The organism is Streptomyces sp. Je 1-79 (assembly GCF_025195125.1).
In the GTDB taxonomy this organism is placed as follows: Bacteria; Actinomycetota; Actinomycetes; order Streptomycetales; family Streptomycetaceae; genus Streptomyces.
Map to the genome: position 1 here is coordinate 257,823 of NZ_JAMGSL010000003.1, position 17,347 is coordinate 275,169.

14 protein-coding genes and 1 pseudogene are annotated in these 17,347 nt (G+C 70.4%); 6 read left to right on the forward strand and 9 right to left on the reverse strand.

The genetic code is table 11. The features are described 5' to 3' along the window. Positions 1-6 precede the first annotated feature (6 nt). Together M5362_RS06540 and M5362_RS06545 are read right to left on the reverse strand one after the other, a co-directional pair. Positions 7-768: a metal ABC transporter ATP-binding protein gene (locus M5362_RS06540; protein ID WP_260226369.1), complete on the reverse strand. Its 762-nt coding sequence runs from the start codon at positions 766-768 to the stop codon at positions 7-9. Positions 769-791: 23 nt separating this feature from the next. Beyond that, positions 792-1,775 (reverse strand): metal ABC transporter substrate-binding protein, encoded by a 984-nt coding sequence (locus M5362_RS06545; RefSeq protein ID WP_260226370.1) that lies wholly within the window; start codon positions 1,773-1,775, stop codon positions 792-794. Positions 1,776-1,951: 176 nt separating this feature from the next. Here M5362_RS06545 and M5362_RS06550 point away from each other — a divergent pair, with 176 nt between their 5' ends. Then, on the forward strand, positions 1,952-3,334 hold the full coding sequence (locus tag M5362_RS06550; protein ID WP_260226371.1) for a glycine--tRNA ligase: 1,383 nt from the start codon (positions 1,952-1,954) through the stop codon (positions 3,332-3,334). 112 nt (positions 3,335-3,446) lie between these two features. Here the strand turns inward: M5362_RS06550 and M5362_RS06555 are convergent, their stop codons facing one another. Together M5362_RS06555 and M5362_RS06560 are read right to left on the reverse strand one after the other, a co-directional pair. Then, positions 3,447-4,031 carry a TetR family transcriptional regulator gene (locus M5362_RS06555; protein WP_260226372.1) on the reverse strand — a complete coding sequence of 195 codons (585 nt, stop codon included), beginning with the start codon at positions 4,029-4,031 and terminating at the stop codon, positions 3,447-3,449. A 32-nt stretch (positions 4,032-4,063) separates the two neighbouring features. Continuing rightward, positions 4,064-5,104, reverse strand: a complete 1,041-nt coding sequence (locus tag M5362_RS06560; protein WP_260226373.1) for an aldo/keto reductase — start codon at positions 5,102-5,104, stop codon at positions 4,064-4,066. Positions 5,105-5,356: 252 nt separating this feature from the next. On the opposite strand from M5362_RS06560, the gene M5362_RS06565 reads away from it, so the two are divergent. Next, on the forward strand, positions 5,357-5,569 hold the full coding sequence (locus tag M5362_RS06565) for a DUF6243 family protein (RefSeq protein WP_260226374.1): 213 nt from the start codon (positions 5,357-5,359) through the stop codon (positions 5,567-5,569). 212 nt (positions 5,570-5,781) lie between these two features. Here M5362_RS06565 and M5362_RS06570 read toward each other — a convergent pair. Further along, positions 5,782-5,976, reverse strand: a pseudogene (locus tag M5362_RS06570) (MFS transporter); the annotation flags it as partial. A gap of 126 nt (positions 5,977-6,102) precedes the next feature. Beyond that, entirely contained in the window at positions 6,103-7,551 is a 1,449-nt protein-coding gene (locus M5362_RS06575; protein WP_260226375.1) for an MFS transporter, read from the reverse strand. Positions 7,552-7,825: 274 nt separating this feature from the next. On the opposite strand from M5362_RS06575, the gene dusB reads away from it, so the two are divergent. The 3 genes from dusB (at position 7,826) to M5362_RS06590 (ending at position 13,696) form a co-directional block, all read left to right on the forward strand. Continuing rightward, positions 7,826-8,986, forward strand: a complete 1,161-nt coding sequence (gene dusB, locus M5362_RS06580; protein ID WP_260226376.1) for a tRNA dihydrouridine synthase DusB — start codon at positions 7,826-7,828, stop codon at positions 8,984-8,986. Between the two features lie 376 nt (positions 8,987-9,362). Continuing rightward, positions 9,363-12,074, forward strand: coding sequence for a pyruvate, phosphate dikinase (gene ppdK, locus M5362_RS06585; RefSeq protein WP_260226377.1), 2,712 nt, complete (start codon positions 9,363-9,365; stop codon positions 12,072-12,074). Positions 12,075-12,649: 575 nt separating this feature from the next. Then, positions 12,650-13,696, forward strand: a complete 1,047-nt coding sequence (locus M5362_RS06590) for a helix-turn-helix transcriptional regulator (protein ID WP_260226378.1) — start codon at positions 12,650-12,652, stop codon at positions 13,694-13,696. Here the strand turns inward: M5362_RS06590 and M5362_RS06595 are convergent. Then, entirely contained in the window at positions 13,666-14,826 is a 1,161-nt protein-coding gene (locus M5362_RS06595) for a PhoX family protein (protein WP_260226379.1), read from the reverse strand. The genes M5362_RS06590 and M5362_RS06595 overlap by 31 nt on opposite strands. A 338-nt stretch (positions 14,827-15,164) precedes the next feature. Here M5362_RS06595 and M5362_RS06600 point away from each other — a divergent pair, with 338 nt between their 5' ends. Further along, positions 15,165-15,575, forward strand: coding sequence for a VOC family protein (locus M5362_RS06600; protein ID WP_260226380.1), 411 nt, complete (start codon positions 15,165-15,167; stop codon positions 15,573-15,575). On the opposite strand, the gene M5362_RS06605 is transcribed toward M5362_RS06600, so the two are convergent. After that, the gene (locus M5362_RS06605) at positions 15,576-16,520 is read right to left on the reverse strand and encodes an oxidoreductase (RefSeq protein ID WP_260226381.1); all 945 of its coding nucleotides are present in this window, start codon (positions 16,518-16,520) and stop codon (positions 15,576-15,578) included. It lies immediately after the preceding gene. A gap of 56 nt (positions 16,521-16,576) precedes the next feature. Further along, the gene (locus tag M5362_RS06610; protein ID WP_260226382.1) at positions 16,577-17,338 is read right to left on the reverse strand and encodes an SDR family NAD(P)-dependent oxidoreductase; all 762 of its coding nucleotides are present in this window, start codon (positions 17,336-17,338) and stop codon (positions 16,577-16,579) included. Positions 17,339-17,347: the final 9 nt, after the last annotated feature.

Genomic DNA, 17,347 nt, shown 5'->3' on the forward strand with positions numbered 1-17,347 from the left:
GCTTCCTCAGGTCAGCAGACCCGTACGGAGCGGCTCACCGGCCGCGTGCGGATGGACGTGGTCGTGGCCGGGCAGGGCGTGCTGGCCGACGGCCTGTGGCGGCGGGCCGTCGTGGACGACACAGCCGTCGCGGAGCACCACGGCCCGGTCGATCAGCGGCTCCAGCGGCCCCAGCTCGTGCAGCACGAGCAGGACGCTGGTGCCGCCGGCGACCTGCTCGCGCAGGGTGGCGGCGAGGATCTCCTGGCTGGCGAGGTCGACGCCGGCCATCGGCTCGTCCATGATCAGCAGCTCGGGCTCGGAGGCGAGCGCGCGGGCGATCAGGACGCGCTGGTGCTGGCCGCCGGAGAGGGCGCACACCGCGTCCTTGGCGCGGTCGGCGAGGCCGACGAGGCCGATGGCCCGGTCGACCGCGTTCCGGTCGGCCCTGGTCAGCAGGCCGAACGGGCGGCGGGAAAGCCGGCCGGAGGTGACGACCTCGCGGATCGTGGCGGGGACACCGGAGGCGGCGGTGGTGCGCTGCGGTACGTAGCCGACGCGGGCCCACTGGCGGAACCGCTTCTGCTCGGTGCCGAAGAGGGAGATCGCCCCGCCGGTCAGCGGCACCTGGCCGATGACGGCGCGGACGGCGGTGGACTTGCCGGAGCCGTTGGCGCCGAGCAGCGCGACGACCTCGCCGGAGTGCACGGCGAGGTCGATGCCGCGCAGGACGGGGCGCGAGCCGAGGGTCGCCGTGGCTCCGCGGACGGAGATGACGGGCGCGGTCACGGGTGCCTCCTGCTGTGCGTGGGTCACTTCGCGCCGAGGGCCTTCTTCAGCGCGGCGAGGTTGGACTGCATGACCTCGATGTAGTCATCGCCCTTGGACGCGTCCGTGATTCCCTCCAGCGGGTCCAGGACGTCGGTCCTGAGACCGGTGTCGGACGCGAGGGTCTTCGCGGTCTTGTCGCTGGCGAGCGTCTCGAAGAAGACGGTGGAGACCTTCTCCTTCTCCGCGACGGACTGGAGCTCCTTGACGCGGGCGGGGCTCGGCTCGGACTCGGGGTCGATGCCGGTGATGCCCTCCTGGTCCAGGCCGTAACGCTCGGCGAGGTAGCCGAAGGCGGAGTGCGTGGTGATGAAGGTCTTGGTGGTGGTGTTCTTCAGACCGGTCGCGAACGCCTTGTCCAGGTCGCCGAGCTTCTTCACCAGGGCGTCGGTGTTCTTCTTGTAGTCGGCGGCGTGGTCCGGGTCGGCCTTCTCCAGGGAGGCGCCGACGCCCTTGGCGACCTCGGCGTACTTCACCGGGTCGAGCCAGATGTGCGGGTCGGCACCGGCCTCGGACTCGTGGCCGTGCTCGTGGCCCTCCTCCGCGTGACCGTGCTCCTCGGCGCCGTGGTCGTGGCCGCCCCCGGTGCCGTGCTTCTCCAGCGTGGTGAGGTCCGCGGCGTCGACGGTGTGCTCGACGCCCGCCTGCTTGATCGCGTCGTCGACGGCGGGCTGGACGCCCTTGAGGTAGAGGATGACGTCGGCCTCGCCGAGCTCGCCGATCTGCCTCGGCTTGAGCTCCAGGTCGTGCGGCTCGACGCCCGGTGCGGTGAGCGTGTCGACGGAGACGTGCTCGCCGCCTATCTGCTCGGCCAGGTACTGCATGGGATAGAACGACGCCACCACGCTGAGCCGGCCGCCCGCCTTGTCGGCGGCGTCGGACGTCCCGGAGCACGCGGACAGGGTGACGAGACCGAGCGCGACCGCTCCGGCGACGGCGGTGGTGGGTATCAGGCGGCGTACGTTCATGACACTCATTTTCAACAAAACTGGAAACGATTGTCAATTGTCCTTCCTGTGTTCCCGGCCACGCCCGGTCGGGCCCGTCCGCGTGCGCGGGGAAGGCCGGACCGATTTGATACGGGGGGTGCGGGCGCCGGTAACCTGAAGCATTCGCACTTCGTCGTCGTAATGAAGAGAGCACCGTGGCCGCCGACAAGATCGACACCATCGTCAGCCTGAGCAAGCGCCGTGGCTTCGTCTACCCGTGCAGTGAGATCTACGGCGGCCAGAAAGCCGCCTGGGACTACGGCCCGCTGGGTGTCGAACTCAAGGAGAACATCAAGCGTCAGTGGTGGCGTTACATGGTCACCGCGCGCGAGGACGTCGTCGGCATCGACTCGTCGGTGATCCTGGCCACCGAGGTCTGGGAGGCCTCGGGGCACGTCGCCACCTTCACCGACCCGCTGACCGAGTGCACCTCCTGCCACAAGCGCTACCGCGCCGACCACCTGGAGGAGGCGTACGAGGAGAAGCACGGCCGCCTCCCGGAGAACGGCCTCACCGACCTCAACTGCCCCAACTGTGGCAACAAGGGCACCTTCACCGAGCCCAAGCAGTTCTCGGGTCTGCTCTCCACCCACCTCGGCCCGACCCAGGACTCCGGCTCGGTCGCCTACCTGCGCCCCGAGACCGCCCAGGGCATCTTCACCAACTTCGGCCAGGTGCATCAGACCTCGCGCAAGAAGCCGCCGTTCGGCATCGCGCAGATGGGCAAGTCCTTCCGGAACGAGATCACTCCGGGCAACTTCATCTTCCGCACCCGCGAGTTCGAGCAGATGGAGATGGAGTTCTTCGTCAAGCCGGGCGAGGACGAGCAGTGGCACGAGTACTGGATGGAGCAGCGCTGGAACTGGTACACCGGCCTGGGTCTCCGTGAGGAGAACATGCGCTGGTTCGAGCACCCGCAGGAGAAGCTCTCCCACTACTCCAAGCGCACCGCCGACATCGAGTACCGCTTCCAGTTCGGCGGCAGCGAGTGGGGCGAGCTCGAGGGCGTCGCCAACCGCACCGACTACGACCTGAAGGCTCACTCCAAGGCCTCCGGCAACGACCTGCTCTACTTCGACCAGGATGCGCAGGAGCGCTGGACCCCGTACGTCATCGAGCCGGCGGCCGGTGTCGGCCGGACGATGCTGGCGTTCATGCTCGACGCGTACAACGAGGACGAGGCCCCGAACGCCAAGGGCGTCATGGAGAAGCGCACCGTGATGCGCCTCGACCCGCGCATCGCGCCGGTCAAGGTCGCCGTCCTGCCGCTCTCCCGGAACGCGCAGCTGTCGCCGAAGGCCAAGGGCCTCGCCGCCGACCTGCGGCAGAACTGGAACATCGAGTTCGACGACGCGGGCGCCATCGGCCGCCGCTACCGCCGCCAGGACGAGATCGGCACGCCGTTCTGCGTCACGGTCGACTTCGACACCCTGGACGACAACGCGGTGACCGTGCGCGAGCGCGACACCATGAAGCAGGAGCGCGTCTCCCTCGACCAGATCCAGGGCTACCTGGGCAGCCGCCTGCTCGGCTGCTGACGGTCGCACGGTTCGTACGGCTCGTACGGCTCGTACGAGGAAGCCCCCGGTTCCGACGGAACCGGGGGCTTCCTCGTCTCCGTGGAACCAGGGGCTTCCCCATGCCTGGGGCTCACGGGCGCAGGCCGCGCAGCAGCAGGTCCACCACCGCGTCGAACTCCGCCTGGATCGTGGGCCGCTGCCACTCCGGGGCGTAGGCCGGATCGTGGAACCGGGCGGTGGCGGAGAAGAGCGCCCGGGCCGTGCCGTCGGCGTCGGGGGCGGTGAACTCGGCCTCCCGGACACCCTCCTCGACGATCTCGCGCACCTGGCCGACCAGGACGCCCAGATGGTCCTCGACCACTCCGCTGTTCTCGTCGAGCAGGACCTCGTAGGTGGCGAACAGCTCTGGGTCGTCACCGGCCTTGTGGCGCTTGGCCTCGAAGAGCTCGGCGAACCAGGCGCGGAGCTTCTGGGGGGCCGGCCGGTCCGTGGAGCCGGTCAGCTCGGCGAGCGCGGCTTCCGTACGGGACAGCCAGCGCGCCGTCACGGCCTCCCGGAGCGCCGCCTTCGTGCGGAAGTGGCGGTAGACGCTGCCGTGGCTGACGCCGAGGACCCGGGCCACGTCCACCACTGTCGCCTTCGCCGGGCCGTACCGCCGCAGTACCTCCTCGGTGGCTTCGAGGATGCGCTCTGCGGTCAGGGTCTCGGTGGGCATGGGATGACAGTACCTGTCAGCCGAACGCCGGGTCAGTGCTCGCTGTCCAGGTGGGCCATCTGGGCCGCCGGGTAACGCTCGCCGGCCGCCGCGCCCGCGGGGACCGCCCGCTCGATCGCGGCCAGGTCGGCGGCGTCCAGCGTGACGTCCAGGGAGCCGAGGGCCTCCGTGAGCCGGTCCCGGCGGCGGGCGCCGATCAGCGGCACGATGTCGACGCCCTGGAGGGGCCCCTGGGCGAGGACCCAGGCGATGGCGGTCTGGGCGACCGTCACGCCCTTGGCCTCGGCGATCGCGCGCAGCTGGTCCACCAGGTCCAGGTTCCGGTGCAGGTTCTCCCCCTGGAAGCGGGGACTCATGCCCCGGAAGTCGCCGGGGGCGAGCTCGCGGTCACGGGTGAAGTGGCCGCTGATCAGGCCGCGCGAGAGGACGCCGTACGCCGTGACGCCGATGCCCAGCTCGCGGGCGGCCGGGAGGATCTTCTCCTCGATGGAGCGGGATATCAGGGAGTACTCGATCTGGAGGTCGGCGATCGGGGCGACTGCCGCCGCGCGGCGCAGCGTGTCCGCGCCGACCTCGGAGATGCCGATGTGGCGGACGTGTCCCGCCTCGACCAGCTCGGCGATCGCGCCGACCGTCTCCTCGATCGGGACGCCGGGGTCGACGCGGGCGATCCGGTAGATGTCGATGTGGTCGGTGCCGAGGCGCTGGAGGGAGTACGCCGCGAAGTTCTTCACCGCGGCGGGGCGCCCGTCATAGCCGGTGAAGCCGCCCTCGACCGTGCGCAGGGCGCCGAACTTCACGCTGGTCAGTGCCTGCTCGCGGGCGGCCGCGGGGGCCGTGCGCAGCGCTTCGTTGATCAAGAGCTCGTTGTGCCCCATCCCGTAGAAGTCGCCCGTGTCGAGGAGCGTGACGCCGGCGTCGAGCGCGGCGTGGATGGTCGCGATCGACTCGGTGCGGTCGCTCTCGCCGTACAGCGCGGACATGCCCATGCAACCGAGGCCGATGGCGGAGACCTGGGGGCCGGTGGCGCCGAGGCGGCGGGTGGGGAGGGCGGGGAGGGTTCGGGAGGTCATGGGGTCTCCTCGGGAGGGAGTCGGAGTGACGGGGAGCGGCACGAGACAACTATGGCATGACGGCTGACAGATTTCAATCTTTGTCATTCGTATGGGCGGCGCGGAGGAAATCGGTGTGACCGGGGGCCTGGGCGGGGTAGCGTCTACGGCATGTCTTCGTTCTTCCAGATCTACGAGTGAGAGCGCGGCGGGCCTCGACGCCCGCCCCCGCCGGACGATCCCCTCACCACTTCTCATCAATGGGAGAACCCCATGGCCAAGGGCCGTAACAACCTGCTCGGCGTCGGCGGACAGCGCAAGAAGCTGTCCCGCGGCGACCAGCAGGGCGCCGTCCAGAGCAGCAACGCCGACCGCAGGGCCGCCGTCGACCAGAAGCAGGAGCTGCTGAGGAAGATGCGCGAGCGCGCGACGGGCGCCGAAGGCGCCGAGACCGCCACCGCCGACACCACGGACGGCCAGGAGTAGTCACAGCCGGTACGACGACGTGGGCCCGGGTCACCTGCCGTGACCCGGGCCCACGCGCGTCTTCCTCCTGGCTCACCACGCGCGGGCCTGGGCCCACGCACGTCTTCCTCCTGGCTCACCACGCGCGGGCCTGGGCCCACGCACGTCTTCCTCCTGGGACTAGTTCACGACGCGTGGCAGACGCAGGCTCAGGAGTGCGGTCAGGACCACTGCCCGCACGCCGGCGAGGTCAGGACGGGCGCGGCCATGCCGGCCAGGAAGAGCCGGCGGCGGCCGATGAGGTCGCCGAGCCGCCCGCCGAGGACGAGCAGCACGGCGTACGCGAGTCCGTAACCGGCGACGACCCAGCTCCAGCATCGCCGGACCGGCCGACAGTCGTGTTCGATGGTGGGGAGGGCGACGTCGACGGCCCCCTGCACCTGGCGCCACACCGACATGTGGCTCGGGCCGACCTCCGGGCCGCCTCCGGTGGCGTACGTACCGCTGGACCAGGAGTCCCGGGCGGGCCTGGACCGGCTTCTGCGGCTCGCGCGTCAGGAGGAGGCGGAGGCCGCTCCCGCCGGCGCCTGAGTCTCCTCCGCCTCCAGCCGTCGCGCCGTCCGCTCGGCCGTCGCCGTCGCCCACTTCCCACTGGTCAGCGCCCCGACCAGGAGGACGCAGAGACCGCAGCCGGTCATGATCCAGTAGCCGGCCCTGCTCGCCGCGACGAAGTCGTCCGTACGGGACAGCGTGCCGACCCCGGCGGCCAGGACGGCGCCCACGACGGCGACGCCGAGCGTCTGGCCGATCTGCCGGCTGGTGGACGCCACGGCCGACGCCACCCCGGCCTGGGAGCGGGGCATGCCCGAGACGGCGGTGTTCGTGATCGGCGCGTTCACCATGCCGAAGCCGACCCCGAAGACCACGTACCCGGCGAAGAGCATCGGATCGTGCGTCTCGGCCTCGAAGGCGGCGAAGGGCAGGCAGCCGGCCGCCATCGCCGTTCCCGCGATCAGCAGGGGCAGGCGCGGCCCGCGGGCCCCGACGAGCCGCCCGGAGAGCGGGGCGAAGACCAGGGTCATGGACGCCATCGGCAGCATGTACAGGCCCGCGTCCAGGGCGGAGAGCCCCCGCACGTTCTGGAGGTACAGCGTGTTCAGGAAGAGGAAGCCGCCGAGGGCGGCGAACGCGCAGACGGCGATGATCGTGGCGCCGCTGAACGGAGCGCTCCGGAAGAACCGCAGGTCGATCAGGGGCTCCCGGCGCCTGGGTTCGTACAGCAGCAGCCCGGCGAGCGAGGCCAGCGCGACGCCGGCGAAGGGGAGGCTGCTCTCGATGATCGCGTACGTGAGCGAGCCGAGGAACGCGGCGACCAGCAGCTGGCCGACCGGGTCGGAGCGGCGGGGCCTGGGCGCCTTGGACTCGGGGACGTAGCGCAGGGTCAGCAGCAGCGCGGCGAGGCCGACCGGCAGGTTGATCCAGAACACGGCGCGCCAGCCCACCGAGTCGACGAGCAGTCCGCCGACCACCGGGCCGGCCGCCATGGAGACGCCGACCACCCCGCCCCAGAGCCCGATGGCCCTGGCGCGTTCGGCGGGCTCGGTGAAGGTGTTGGTGATGATCGACATGGCGACGGGGTTCAGCATCGAGCCGCCGACCGCCTGGATCATCCGGAAGGCCACCAGCGTCTCCAGGCTGGGCGCGAGCGAGCAGAGGAGCGAGCCGAGGGTGAAGACGACCAGCCCGGCCACGAAGACCTTCCGGCGGCCGATCCGGTCGGCGGTGGAGCCGGCGAACATCAGCAGGGAGGCCAGGACCAGGGTGTAGGCGTCGATGGTCCACTGCAGGCCGGAGACGGAGGCGTGCAGGTCGCGCTGCATGGCGGGGAGCGCGACGTTCAGCACGGTGTTGTCCAGGCTGACGATCAGCAGGCTCATGCAGCAGATCGCGAGGACGACCCGCTTCCGGTCCCGGCTGAGCGGCGCGGATGTGAGCTCGGGCATGTCCGGATCGTACGGCTGCCGAGGGGGTGTCTTGTGGATCAGGACTGATCAGGGAGCGGCGTCTGGTGCGTGCGATCGCAAGGCGGAGGATGGGGGTCCCCCCGCCGAAGGCAGGGGGAGAGTCGACGCGGGGCGTCGGCGACTGACGACAACGCGGCGTGGGGGCACCTCCCGTGCCCGAAGGGCTACGGGGGAGGGCGTGCCAGGCGTCGCGAGCCCGGCCTGATCCACAAGAGACCCCCTAAGGAGTGGCGCAGTGCGCGACAATGGCTGAATGACCGTGTTCTCCCCTCTCGCCATCGGGCCGCACATCGTGCAGCCCCCGGTGGTGCTCGCGCCGATGGCCGGCATCACCAACGCCCCCTTCCGCACCCTCTGCCGTGAGTACTCCGGCGGCAAGGGCCTCTTCGTGAGCGAGATGATCACGACGCGGGCGCTGGTCGAGCGCAACGAGAAGACCATGCAGCTCATCCGCTTCGACGAGAGCGAGAAGCCGCGGTCGATCCAGCTGTACGGCGTCGACCCCGTCACTGTCGGCAAGGCCGTCCGGATGATCGTGGACGAGGACCTGGCCGACCACATCGACCTGAACTTCGGCTGCCCGGTCCCGAAGGTGACCCGCAAGGGCGGCGGCTCGGCCCTCCCGTACAAGCGGCCGCTGCTGCGCGCGATCCTGCACGAGGCCGTGACGAACGCGGGCGCCCTGCCGGTCACGATGAAGATGCGCAAGGGCATCGACGACGACCACATCACCTACCTGGACGCGGGCCGGATCGCGGTCGAGGAGGGCGTCACGGCGATCGCCCTGCACGGCCGGACGGCGGCGCAGCACTACGGAGGCACCGCTGACTGGGACGCCATCGCGCGGCTCAAGGAGCACGTGCCGGAGATCCCGGTGCTCGGCAACGGCGACATCTGGTCCGCGGACGACGCGCTGCGGATGATGCGCGAGACCGGCTGCGACGGTGTCGTCGTGGGGCGCGGCTGCCTGGGGCGGCCGTGGCTCTTCGCCGACCTGGTGGCGGGCTTCGAGGGCACGGGCGCCGGGGGCGAGACCCCTGACGGGTACCTCGCCCAGCCGGGGCTGCGCGAGGTCGCGGACGCGATGGTGCGGCACGCCCGGCTGCTCGGCGAGTGGCTCGGGGACGAGTCGCGCGGTGTCATCGACTTCCGCAAGCACGTGGCCTGGTACCTGAAGGGCTTCTCGGTCGGTTCCGAGATGCGCAAGAAGCTGGCGATCACCTCGTCCCTGGACGAGCTGAGCGCTCAGTTGAGCGAGCTGGACCTGGACCAGACGTGGCCGACGGGCGCGGACGGTCCCCGGGGCCGTACGGCGGGCAACAACCGAGTGGTGCTGCCGGACGGCTGGTTGAAGGACCCGTACGACTGTGCGGGCGTCGGCGAGGAGGCCGAGTCGGACACGTCCGGGGGGTGAACCCGGCCGTCCGGATCGTGGGAATCACGCCGTTCGTACGGCGTGATCCTCGCCACCCTTGATAGGGGTGGTGCTCAGATGAGCAGATTACGAGGCGTTGTACTTATGGAGGGGTGGCACTGGGTGCCACCCCTCTTGCGTTCAAGAGTTGAACGCAGATGCTCAAGAAGCCGCTCAGGTGAGCGGGTAACCCCGAGTTTGAGTCAAGCGGACTTCGGAGCCTGAAAGCGGAAGCTACTCATCAGTTACTTTCGATGCGCTGGCGGACGGGTGGTTAAGACCATGTGACCGGCAGGCATACCTCCACAGGGGCCTTCGATCTGGGTATGTTCCTCGCCGTCAGGGCAGCCACCGAGTCCTCGAGGAGTCGAGACACGTGTCGGAAAACAAAGATCAGAAGTTCGTGTACGACTTCACCGAGGGCAACAGGGACCTGAAGGACCTGCTCGGTGGCAAGGGTGCGAACCTCGCCGAGATGACCAACCTCGGCCTCCCGGTTCCCCCCGGCTTCACGATCACCACCGAGGCGTGCAAGGTCTACCTCGACAGCGGCTCCGAGCCCGTCGAGCTCCGTGACGAGGTCAGCGCCCACCTGGACGCCCTCGAGCAGAAGATGGGCAAGAAGCTCGGCCAGGCCGACGACCCGCTGCTCGTCTCGGTCCGCTCCGGCGCCAAGTTCTCGATGCCCGGCATGATGGACACGGTCCTGAACATCGGCCTCTCCGACAAGTCCGTCGAGGGCCTCACCGCCCAGGCCGGCGACGAGCGCTTCGCCTGGGACTCGTACCGCCGTCTCATCCAGATGTTCGGCAAGACCGTCCTCGGCGTCGACGGCGAGCTCTTCGAGGAGGCCCTCGACGAGGCCAAGGCCGCCAAGAAGGTCACCGTCGACACCGACCTCGACGCCGCCGACCTGAAGAAGCTCGTCAAGCACTTCAAGAAGATCGTGAAGGCCGAGGCCGGCCGCGACTTCCCGCAGGACCCGCGCGAGCAGATGGACCTGGCCATCGAGGCCGTCTTCAACTCCTGGAACACCGACCGCGCCAAGCTCTACCGTCGCCAGGAGCGCATCCCGCACGACCTGGGCACCGCGGTCAACGTCTGCTCCATGGTCTTCGGCAACCTCGGCCCGGACTCCGGCACCGGTGTCGCCTTCACCCGCGACCCCGCCTCCGGCCACCAGGGCGTCTACGGCGACTACCTGCAGAACGCGCAGGGCGAGGACGTCGTCGCCGGTATCCGCAACACCGTGCCGCTGGCCGAGCTGGAGTCGATCGACAAGGCGTCGTACGACCAGCTGATGCAGATCATGGAGACGCTGGAGACCCACTACAAGGATCTCTGCGACATCGAGTTCACCATCGAGCGCGGCCAGCTGTGGATGCTGCAGACCCGCGTCGGCAAGCGCACCGCCGGTGCCGCCTTCCGGATCGCGACCCAGCTCGTCGACCAGGGCCTGATCGACGAGGCCGAGGCGCTCCAGCGCGTCAACGGCGCCCAGCTCGCCCAGCTGATGTTCCCCAAGTTCGACGAGAACGCCAAGGTCGAGCAGATCGGCCGCGGCATCGCCGCCTCGCCGGGCGCGGCCGTCGGCAAGGCCGTCTTCGACTCGTACACGGCCGTCAAGTGGTCGCGCTCCGGCGAGAAGGTCATCCTGATCCGCCGTGAGACCAACCCGGACGACCTGGACGGCATGATCGCCTCCGAGGGCATCCTGACCTCGCGCGGTGGCAAGACCTCGCACGCCGCCGTCGTCGCCCGCGGCATGGGCAAGACCTGTGTCTGCGGCGCCGAGGAGCTCGAGGTCGACACCAAGCGCCGCCGGATGACCACCACCTCGGGCCAGGTCATCGAGGAGGGCGACGTCGTCTCCATCGACGGCTCCACCGGCAAGGTGTACCTCGGTGAGGTACCCGTCGTACCGTCCCCGGTCGTCGAGTACTTCGAGGGCCGGATGCACGCCGGCGCCGACGACGCCGACGAGCTCGTCGCCGCCGTCCACCGGATCATGGCCTACGCCGACCGCGTCCGCCGGCTGCGCGTGCGCGCCAACGCCGACAACGCCGAGGACGCCTCCCGCGCCCGCCGCTTCGGCGCGCAGGGCATCGGCCTGTGCCGCACCGAGCACATGTTCCTCGGCGAGCGCCGCGAGATGGTCGAGAAGCTGATCCTCGCCGACACCGACGAGGAGCGGACCGAGGCCCTGGACGCCCTGCTCCCGCTGCAGAAGAAGGACTTCGTCGAGCTCTTCGAGGCCATGGACGGGCTGCCCGTCACGGTCCGGCTGCTCGACCCGCCGCTGCACGAGTTCCTCCCCGACATCACCGAGCTGTCGGTGCGCGTCGCCCTCGCCGAGGCCCGCAAGGAGCCGCACGAGAACGAGCTGCGCCTGCTCCAGGCCGTGCACCGGCTGCACGAGCAGAACCCGATGCTGGGTCTGCGCGGCGTCCGGCTCGGCCTGGTCATCCCCGGCCTGTTCACCATGCAGGTCCGGGCGATCGCCGAGGCCGCGGCCCAGCGCGTCGAGTCCAAGGGCGACCCGCGCGCCGAGATCATGATCCCGCTGGTCGGCACCGTCCAGGAGCTGGAGATCGTCCGCGACGAGGCCGAGCAGGTCATCGCCGAGGTCCAGGCGAAGACCGGCGTGGAGCTGAAGCTCGCGCTCGGCACCATGATCGAGCTGCCGCGCGCCGCCGTGACCGCCGGTCAGATCGCCGAGGCCGCCGAGTTCTTCTCCTTCGGCACCAACGACCTCACCCAGACCGTGTGGGGCTTCTCCCGGGACGACGTGGAGGCCAGCTTCTTCACCGCGTACCTGGAGAAGGGCATCTTCGGTGTCTCGCCGTTCGAGACCATCGACAAGGACGGTGTGGGCGCGCTGGTCCGCAGCGCCGTCGAGGCCGGCCGCGCCACCCGCCCCGACATCAAGCTCGGTGTCTGCGGCGAGCACGGCGGCGACCCGGAGTCGGTGCACTTCTTCCACGAGGTGGGCCTCGACTACGTCTCCTGCTCGCCCTTCCGGATCCCGGTGGCGCGCCTGGAGGCCGGTCGCGCGGCGGCGGAGTCGAAGGGCTCCGACAGCCGCTGAGCCCTCGGGCTCGGCGCTGCTGGACGGCCGCTGACCGGACGTTCAGTAGCAAAGGTCACCGGAGTCGCCGCTCGTCCCCGACCCTCAACCGATGGGCGGCGGCTCCGGGTCGCAAGAGAGACGGGGCGGACACCTTGTGCGGAGGTGTCCGCCCCGTCGTATTTCGTCCACCCAGGCGCGGCCCCAGGATGTTCGCCCGATGTGAGTTTGTGTTCAATCGAGGCCGATTGAATTATTGGGCGTTGAACTTTCCGCATTGAACTTTCCACGATTGGTCCCGCAAAGAACGGGACGGGCGCGACCCCCGGATCCCCACCCGGTGGCCGCGCCCATTACCCATGCCGGGCAGGTGAGCCGCAACCCTCGCCGACCGCCGCCGGACGCGCAAAGCCCCCCACGGTCTTCGCCACGCCACCTCGGTCCTGAAGGTTTCCTGCCCGACCCCCACAGCTTTTCCGTTTGCCCCCCGTCACCGCGATGCTTTTCAAGTGTGGCTGAAACACCCTGGTAACGTGCTGTGATGATGTGCATACTCAACGACGGGGGTGGTTGCGAGTGCACAGTTGGGGGTTCCAATGCTGCGGATTCATTTCACCGCGAGCGACGTGGCAGGGGTGCGGATGGCGGCCCGGCCGAACGTTCTGTGGGAAACGATTCTCAGCTTTCACCGGCTTAGAGACCGGCGGGGGTCGGTCGTCTACGGAGAATGGCGTTCGGACACGCGCCCCCGGATCAACGGGGAGACCCGGCTGCTCGCCGCGCTTGTCCCGAGTCGCGGTTACTTCCCCGACTTCCTGACCCCTCCCGAGGGCCTCCACGGCCTCGACGAGGCCCTCCAGGCGGTCCGCGCGACCCCCGAGAGGCGGCTCAGGTCCGAGCTGGCCCTGCTCGGCGCCGACCGGGCCGGCGGCCCTACGGTGCCGCACTCGCTGCGCGCGCTCGCCGAGGGCGGTGAAGAACCGTTCAGCCGGCTCATCGGGACCCTGCGCAGCTACCACCGGGCCGCGATCGAGCCGTACTGGCCCCAGATCCGCGCCCGGGTCGAGGCCGACCGGGCGCTGCGCGGCCGGGCTCTGCTCGACGGGGGCGCCGAGGAGCTCCTCGCCTCGCTGCCGCCGATGTTCCGCTGGCGCTCGCCCGTCCTGGAGGCCGACTATCCCGTCGCGCGCGACCTCCACCTCGACGGCAGGGGCCTGCTGCTCCAGCCCTCGTACTTCTGTCGCGGCACACCGGTCGTCCTGCGCGACCCGGCGCTGCCGCCGGTGCTCGTCTACCCGACGACGCACTGCGAGGCGCCGACCGTGCACCCGCCGGGCGGATCCTCGCTCGCCAAGCTCGTCGGCAACACGCGCTCGGCGGTCCTGCACGCGATCGGCGACGGCGGCACCACGAGCGAACTCGCCCGGAGGGCAGGGGTGTCGCTCGCCTCGGCCAGCCAGCACGCCGGTGTCCTGCGCGAGGCGGGGCTCGTCGCCACTCTGCGGCACGGCAACGCCGTCCTGCACACCCTGACGCCGTTGGGCGCCGCCCTGCTGGGCGGCGCCCGGAGAAGGGTCGCGGGGGCCGTGTCGGCGGCCCCCGCGGAGCGCCACTACGCCCGGAACGGGCCCGTCACCTCGTAGGTGATGCCGCCGGAGGAGCTGCCGGAGGTGCCGCGCTGGCTGGAGAAGTACAGCCGCCTGCCGTCGGGGGAGAAGGCCGGCCCGGTGATCTCGGAGCCGGACTGACCGCTGATCCGCAGGAAGGGGGCGACGACGTCGTCCGGCGTGATGATGCAGATCTCCATGTTGCCGCCGTCCTCGGCGATGAACAGGTCGCCCGAGGAGGAGCCGGTGACGTTGTCGACACCCGTCAGCGGGGCGCCGCCGCCGGACACCAGTGAGTCGTCGTAGGCGAGCTCGTAGGTGTTGTTGGTGAGGTTGAGCTGCCAGAGCCGGTTGTCGCCCTTGGTGGTGAACCAGACGGTGTCGTTGGCGTAGTGGCAGCCCTCGCCGCCGTTGAACTTCTTCGAGCCGGAGACCTGGCTGCGCGTCGCCGTCGGCGAACCGTCCGGGTCCGGCACGTTCTGCCAGGTGAAGGAGCCCGAGGTGGCGCTTCCGGCCACCAGTACCTGGAGCGTCCCGGAGGAGAGGTTGCCCCAGGTGGTGGGTATGAAGCGGTAGAAGCAGCCGCTGGTCTCGTCCTCGGTCAGGTAGACGACCCTGCGGACGGGGTCGGCCGCGGCGGCCTCGTGCTTGAAGCGGCCCATCGCGGGCCGCTGGACGGCCGCGTTCACGCCGTACGGGTCGGTCTCGTAGACGTAGCCGAGGCTGACCTCCTCGCAGGAGAGCCAGGTGTTCCAGGGGGTCTTGCCGCCCGCGCAGTTGGTGCGGGTGTTGGAGAGGATGCGGTACGCGCCGGTGACGGCGCCGGCCGAGCTGAACCTGACCGCGCTCGCGCCGCCGCCGGGGTTGATCTCCGAGTTGGAGACATAGATCCAGCCGCTGCCGTCGGCGAAGCAGGCGCCGCCGTCGGGGGCGTTGTGCCAGGTGTACGAGGTGCCGGGGACGGTCTGTCCCGACCGGGCGATGACCCGGCTGCTGAAGCCGCTCGGCAGCAGGATGCCGTTGGCATCGGCCGCGCCGAGGGCACCGTACGGTCCGGCGCCCGGCTGGGCGGGGGCAGCGTAGGCCGCCCCGTGCATCAGCGTGCCGCCGAAGGCCGCCGCCGACGTCCCGATGACCGCTCCGCGCAGAAAACTGCGTCGCTCCACGTCTCACTCCAGAGGGGTGGTGTGTGAACCCGCCGCACCGGTCGGCGGCGGGGTCGCGCGCTTCCGGAACCTAGGAGTACGGAGTTGGTACGAAGTTGACGGTGCAGCAACAACCGATGAAAGGGAAGCGTCGGTCGGAATGTCAGCGGGTTCCGCGGTGGCCGGGAAAAACTTCCCGCGCGCCGATGAGTTTCCGCGGGGCCCGTCGTCTTAACTCTCGAAAGCGCACACGAGCCACACCGGCGCACACGAGCCACACCGCGCACACGAGCCACACCGCGCACACCAGCCACACCGACGCACACCAGGCACACGAGAGACACGAGAGAGCGGACACCATGAACCAGATGATCTTCGTCAACCTGCCGGTGAAGGACCTGGAGGCCTCCAAGGCCTTCTGGGGCAAGCTCGGCTACTCCTTCAACCCGCAGTTCACCGACGAGACCGCCGCCTGCATGGTCATCAGCGACACGATCTTCGCGATGCTGCTGACCGAGGCCAAGTTCAAGGAGTTCACCAAGCCGGGCAAGGAGATCGCCGACGCGACCAGGACGACCCAGGTGCTCCTCGCGCTGAGCGCGGAGAGCCGCGAGAAGGTCGACGAGCTCGCGGACGGCGCCCTCGCCGCCGGCGGCTCCCCGGCGAAGGAGCCCCTGGACTACGGCACGATGTACGGCCGCTCGTTCACGGACCCCGACGGCCACCACTGGGAGGTCATGTGGATGGACCCCGCCGCGGTCCAGGGCTGATCACCCCTTCAGGCCCTCGTACGTCACGCCGGTGAGCTGCTCGGAGGCGCTCCAGAGCCGCTCGCCGGCGACGTCGTCGAGGGTCCACCGCGCCCGCCGCGAAGGCCCGGGCGCGCCCCGCCACATCAGGAACGACGGGCCGGTGAACGAGTCGGGCGCCACGCCGGCCGCCGTCGCCGCGTAGAGCGTCGGCAGCGCCCCGACCTCGGCCGGCTGGGCGATGATCCGGTTGCCGAGCTCCATGATCCGTTCGGCGCCCGAGCGGCCCTCCAGCCGTGCCGCCGCCGTCTGCAGGTTGGTCGCCGCGTACCCGGGGTGGGCGGCCGCTGCCACGATCCCCGCACCCGCGGCCCTCAGCCGCCGTGCCAGCTCGTGGACGAAGAGCAGATTGGCCGTCTTCGAGCGGCCGTAGGCCGTCCAGCGCCGGTACTTCCGCTCGCTGTTGAGATCACCCATGTCCAGCCTGGACAAGGCGTGCAGGCCGCTGGAGACGGTGACGATCCGGGCCGCCGGGGCGTCGAGCAGCCGCGGCAGCAGCAGGCCGGTGAGCGCGAAGTGGCCCAGGTGGTTGACGCCGAACTGCGTCTCGAAGCCGTCCGCCGTCCGGGCGTAGGGCAGCGCCATCACACCCGCGTTGTTGACGAGCAGATCGAGCCGTCCGTACGGGAGCGAAGCCGCGAACTCCCGTACGGAGGAGAGGTCCGCGAGGTCCAGCGGACGGAACTCCACCTCCGCGTCCGGCACCTCGCGCCGCACCTGCTCCACGGCCGCCGTGCCCCTGGCCGCGCTGCGGCAGGCGAGCACCACCCGGGCGCCCCTGCGGGCGAGTTCGCGGGCGGTGACCAGGCCGATGCCGCTGTTGGCGCCGGTGACGACTGCGGTGCGGCCTCGCTGGTCCGGGATGTCCCGGGCGCTCCAGGCGCCGGTGCCGACGGACGTGGCCATGCGGACCCCCTCGTTCTTACTCCGGAGTAGGACCGCACAGCCTACGTCCGGCCGCCTCAGGCCGAAACGCCGCCGTCGATCACCAGGTCGGCGCCGACGACCGACCCGGCGTCCTCCGAGGCGAGGTAGAGCACCGCCGCCGCGACCTCGGAGGCCGTCGAGATCCGGCCGAGCGGCGACTCGTCCTTCATCCGCACGGCGCGCTCGGCCTCCGTCTCGCCGGGCCGCAGCGACATCGCGGACTCCGAGGCGCCGGGGCTGACCGCGTTGATCCGGACCCCCTCGGCGATGTGGTCGAGGGCGGCGGCGCGTGTCATCGCGGAGACCGCCGCCTTGGAGACCTGGTAGCCGAAGACGCCGGGTATGCGCACGTGCGGGCCGAGGTTGGAGGAGACGTTGACGATGGCCCCGCCGCCGTGGGCCCGCATGTGGGCGATCTCGGCCTGGAGGGAGTGCAGGACGCCGGTGACGTTGGTGTCGAGCAGGGTATGCCAGTCCTCCAGGGGGAAGTCGGCGGCGGAGGCGCCGCCCCGGAAGACCCCGGCGTTGTTCACGGCGACGTCGAGTCCGCCGAAGGTCTCGACGGTCTCCCGGACCAGGCGGCGGGTGTCCTCCGCGCGGGACACGTCGGCCGTGACGACGGCCGCGGTGCCGCCGAGGGCCTCGATCAGCAGCGCCGTCTCGTCGAGCGTGGCCGCGCTGCGGCCGGAGACGACGACCTTCGCGCCCTCGGCGGCGAAGGCGAGCGCGACGGCCCGTCCGAGGCCGGTGCCGGCGCCGGTGACGAGAACGGTCCTGTCGGTGAAGCGTGCGGGCATGACGATGCC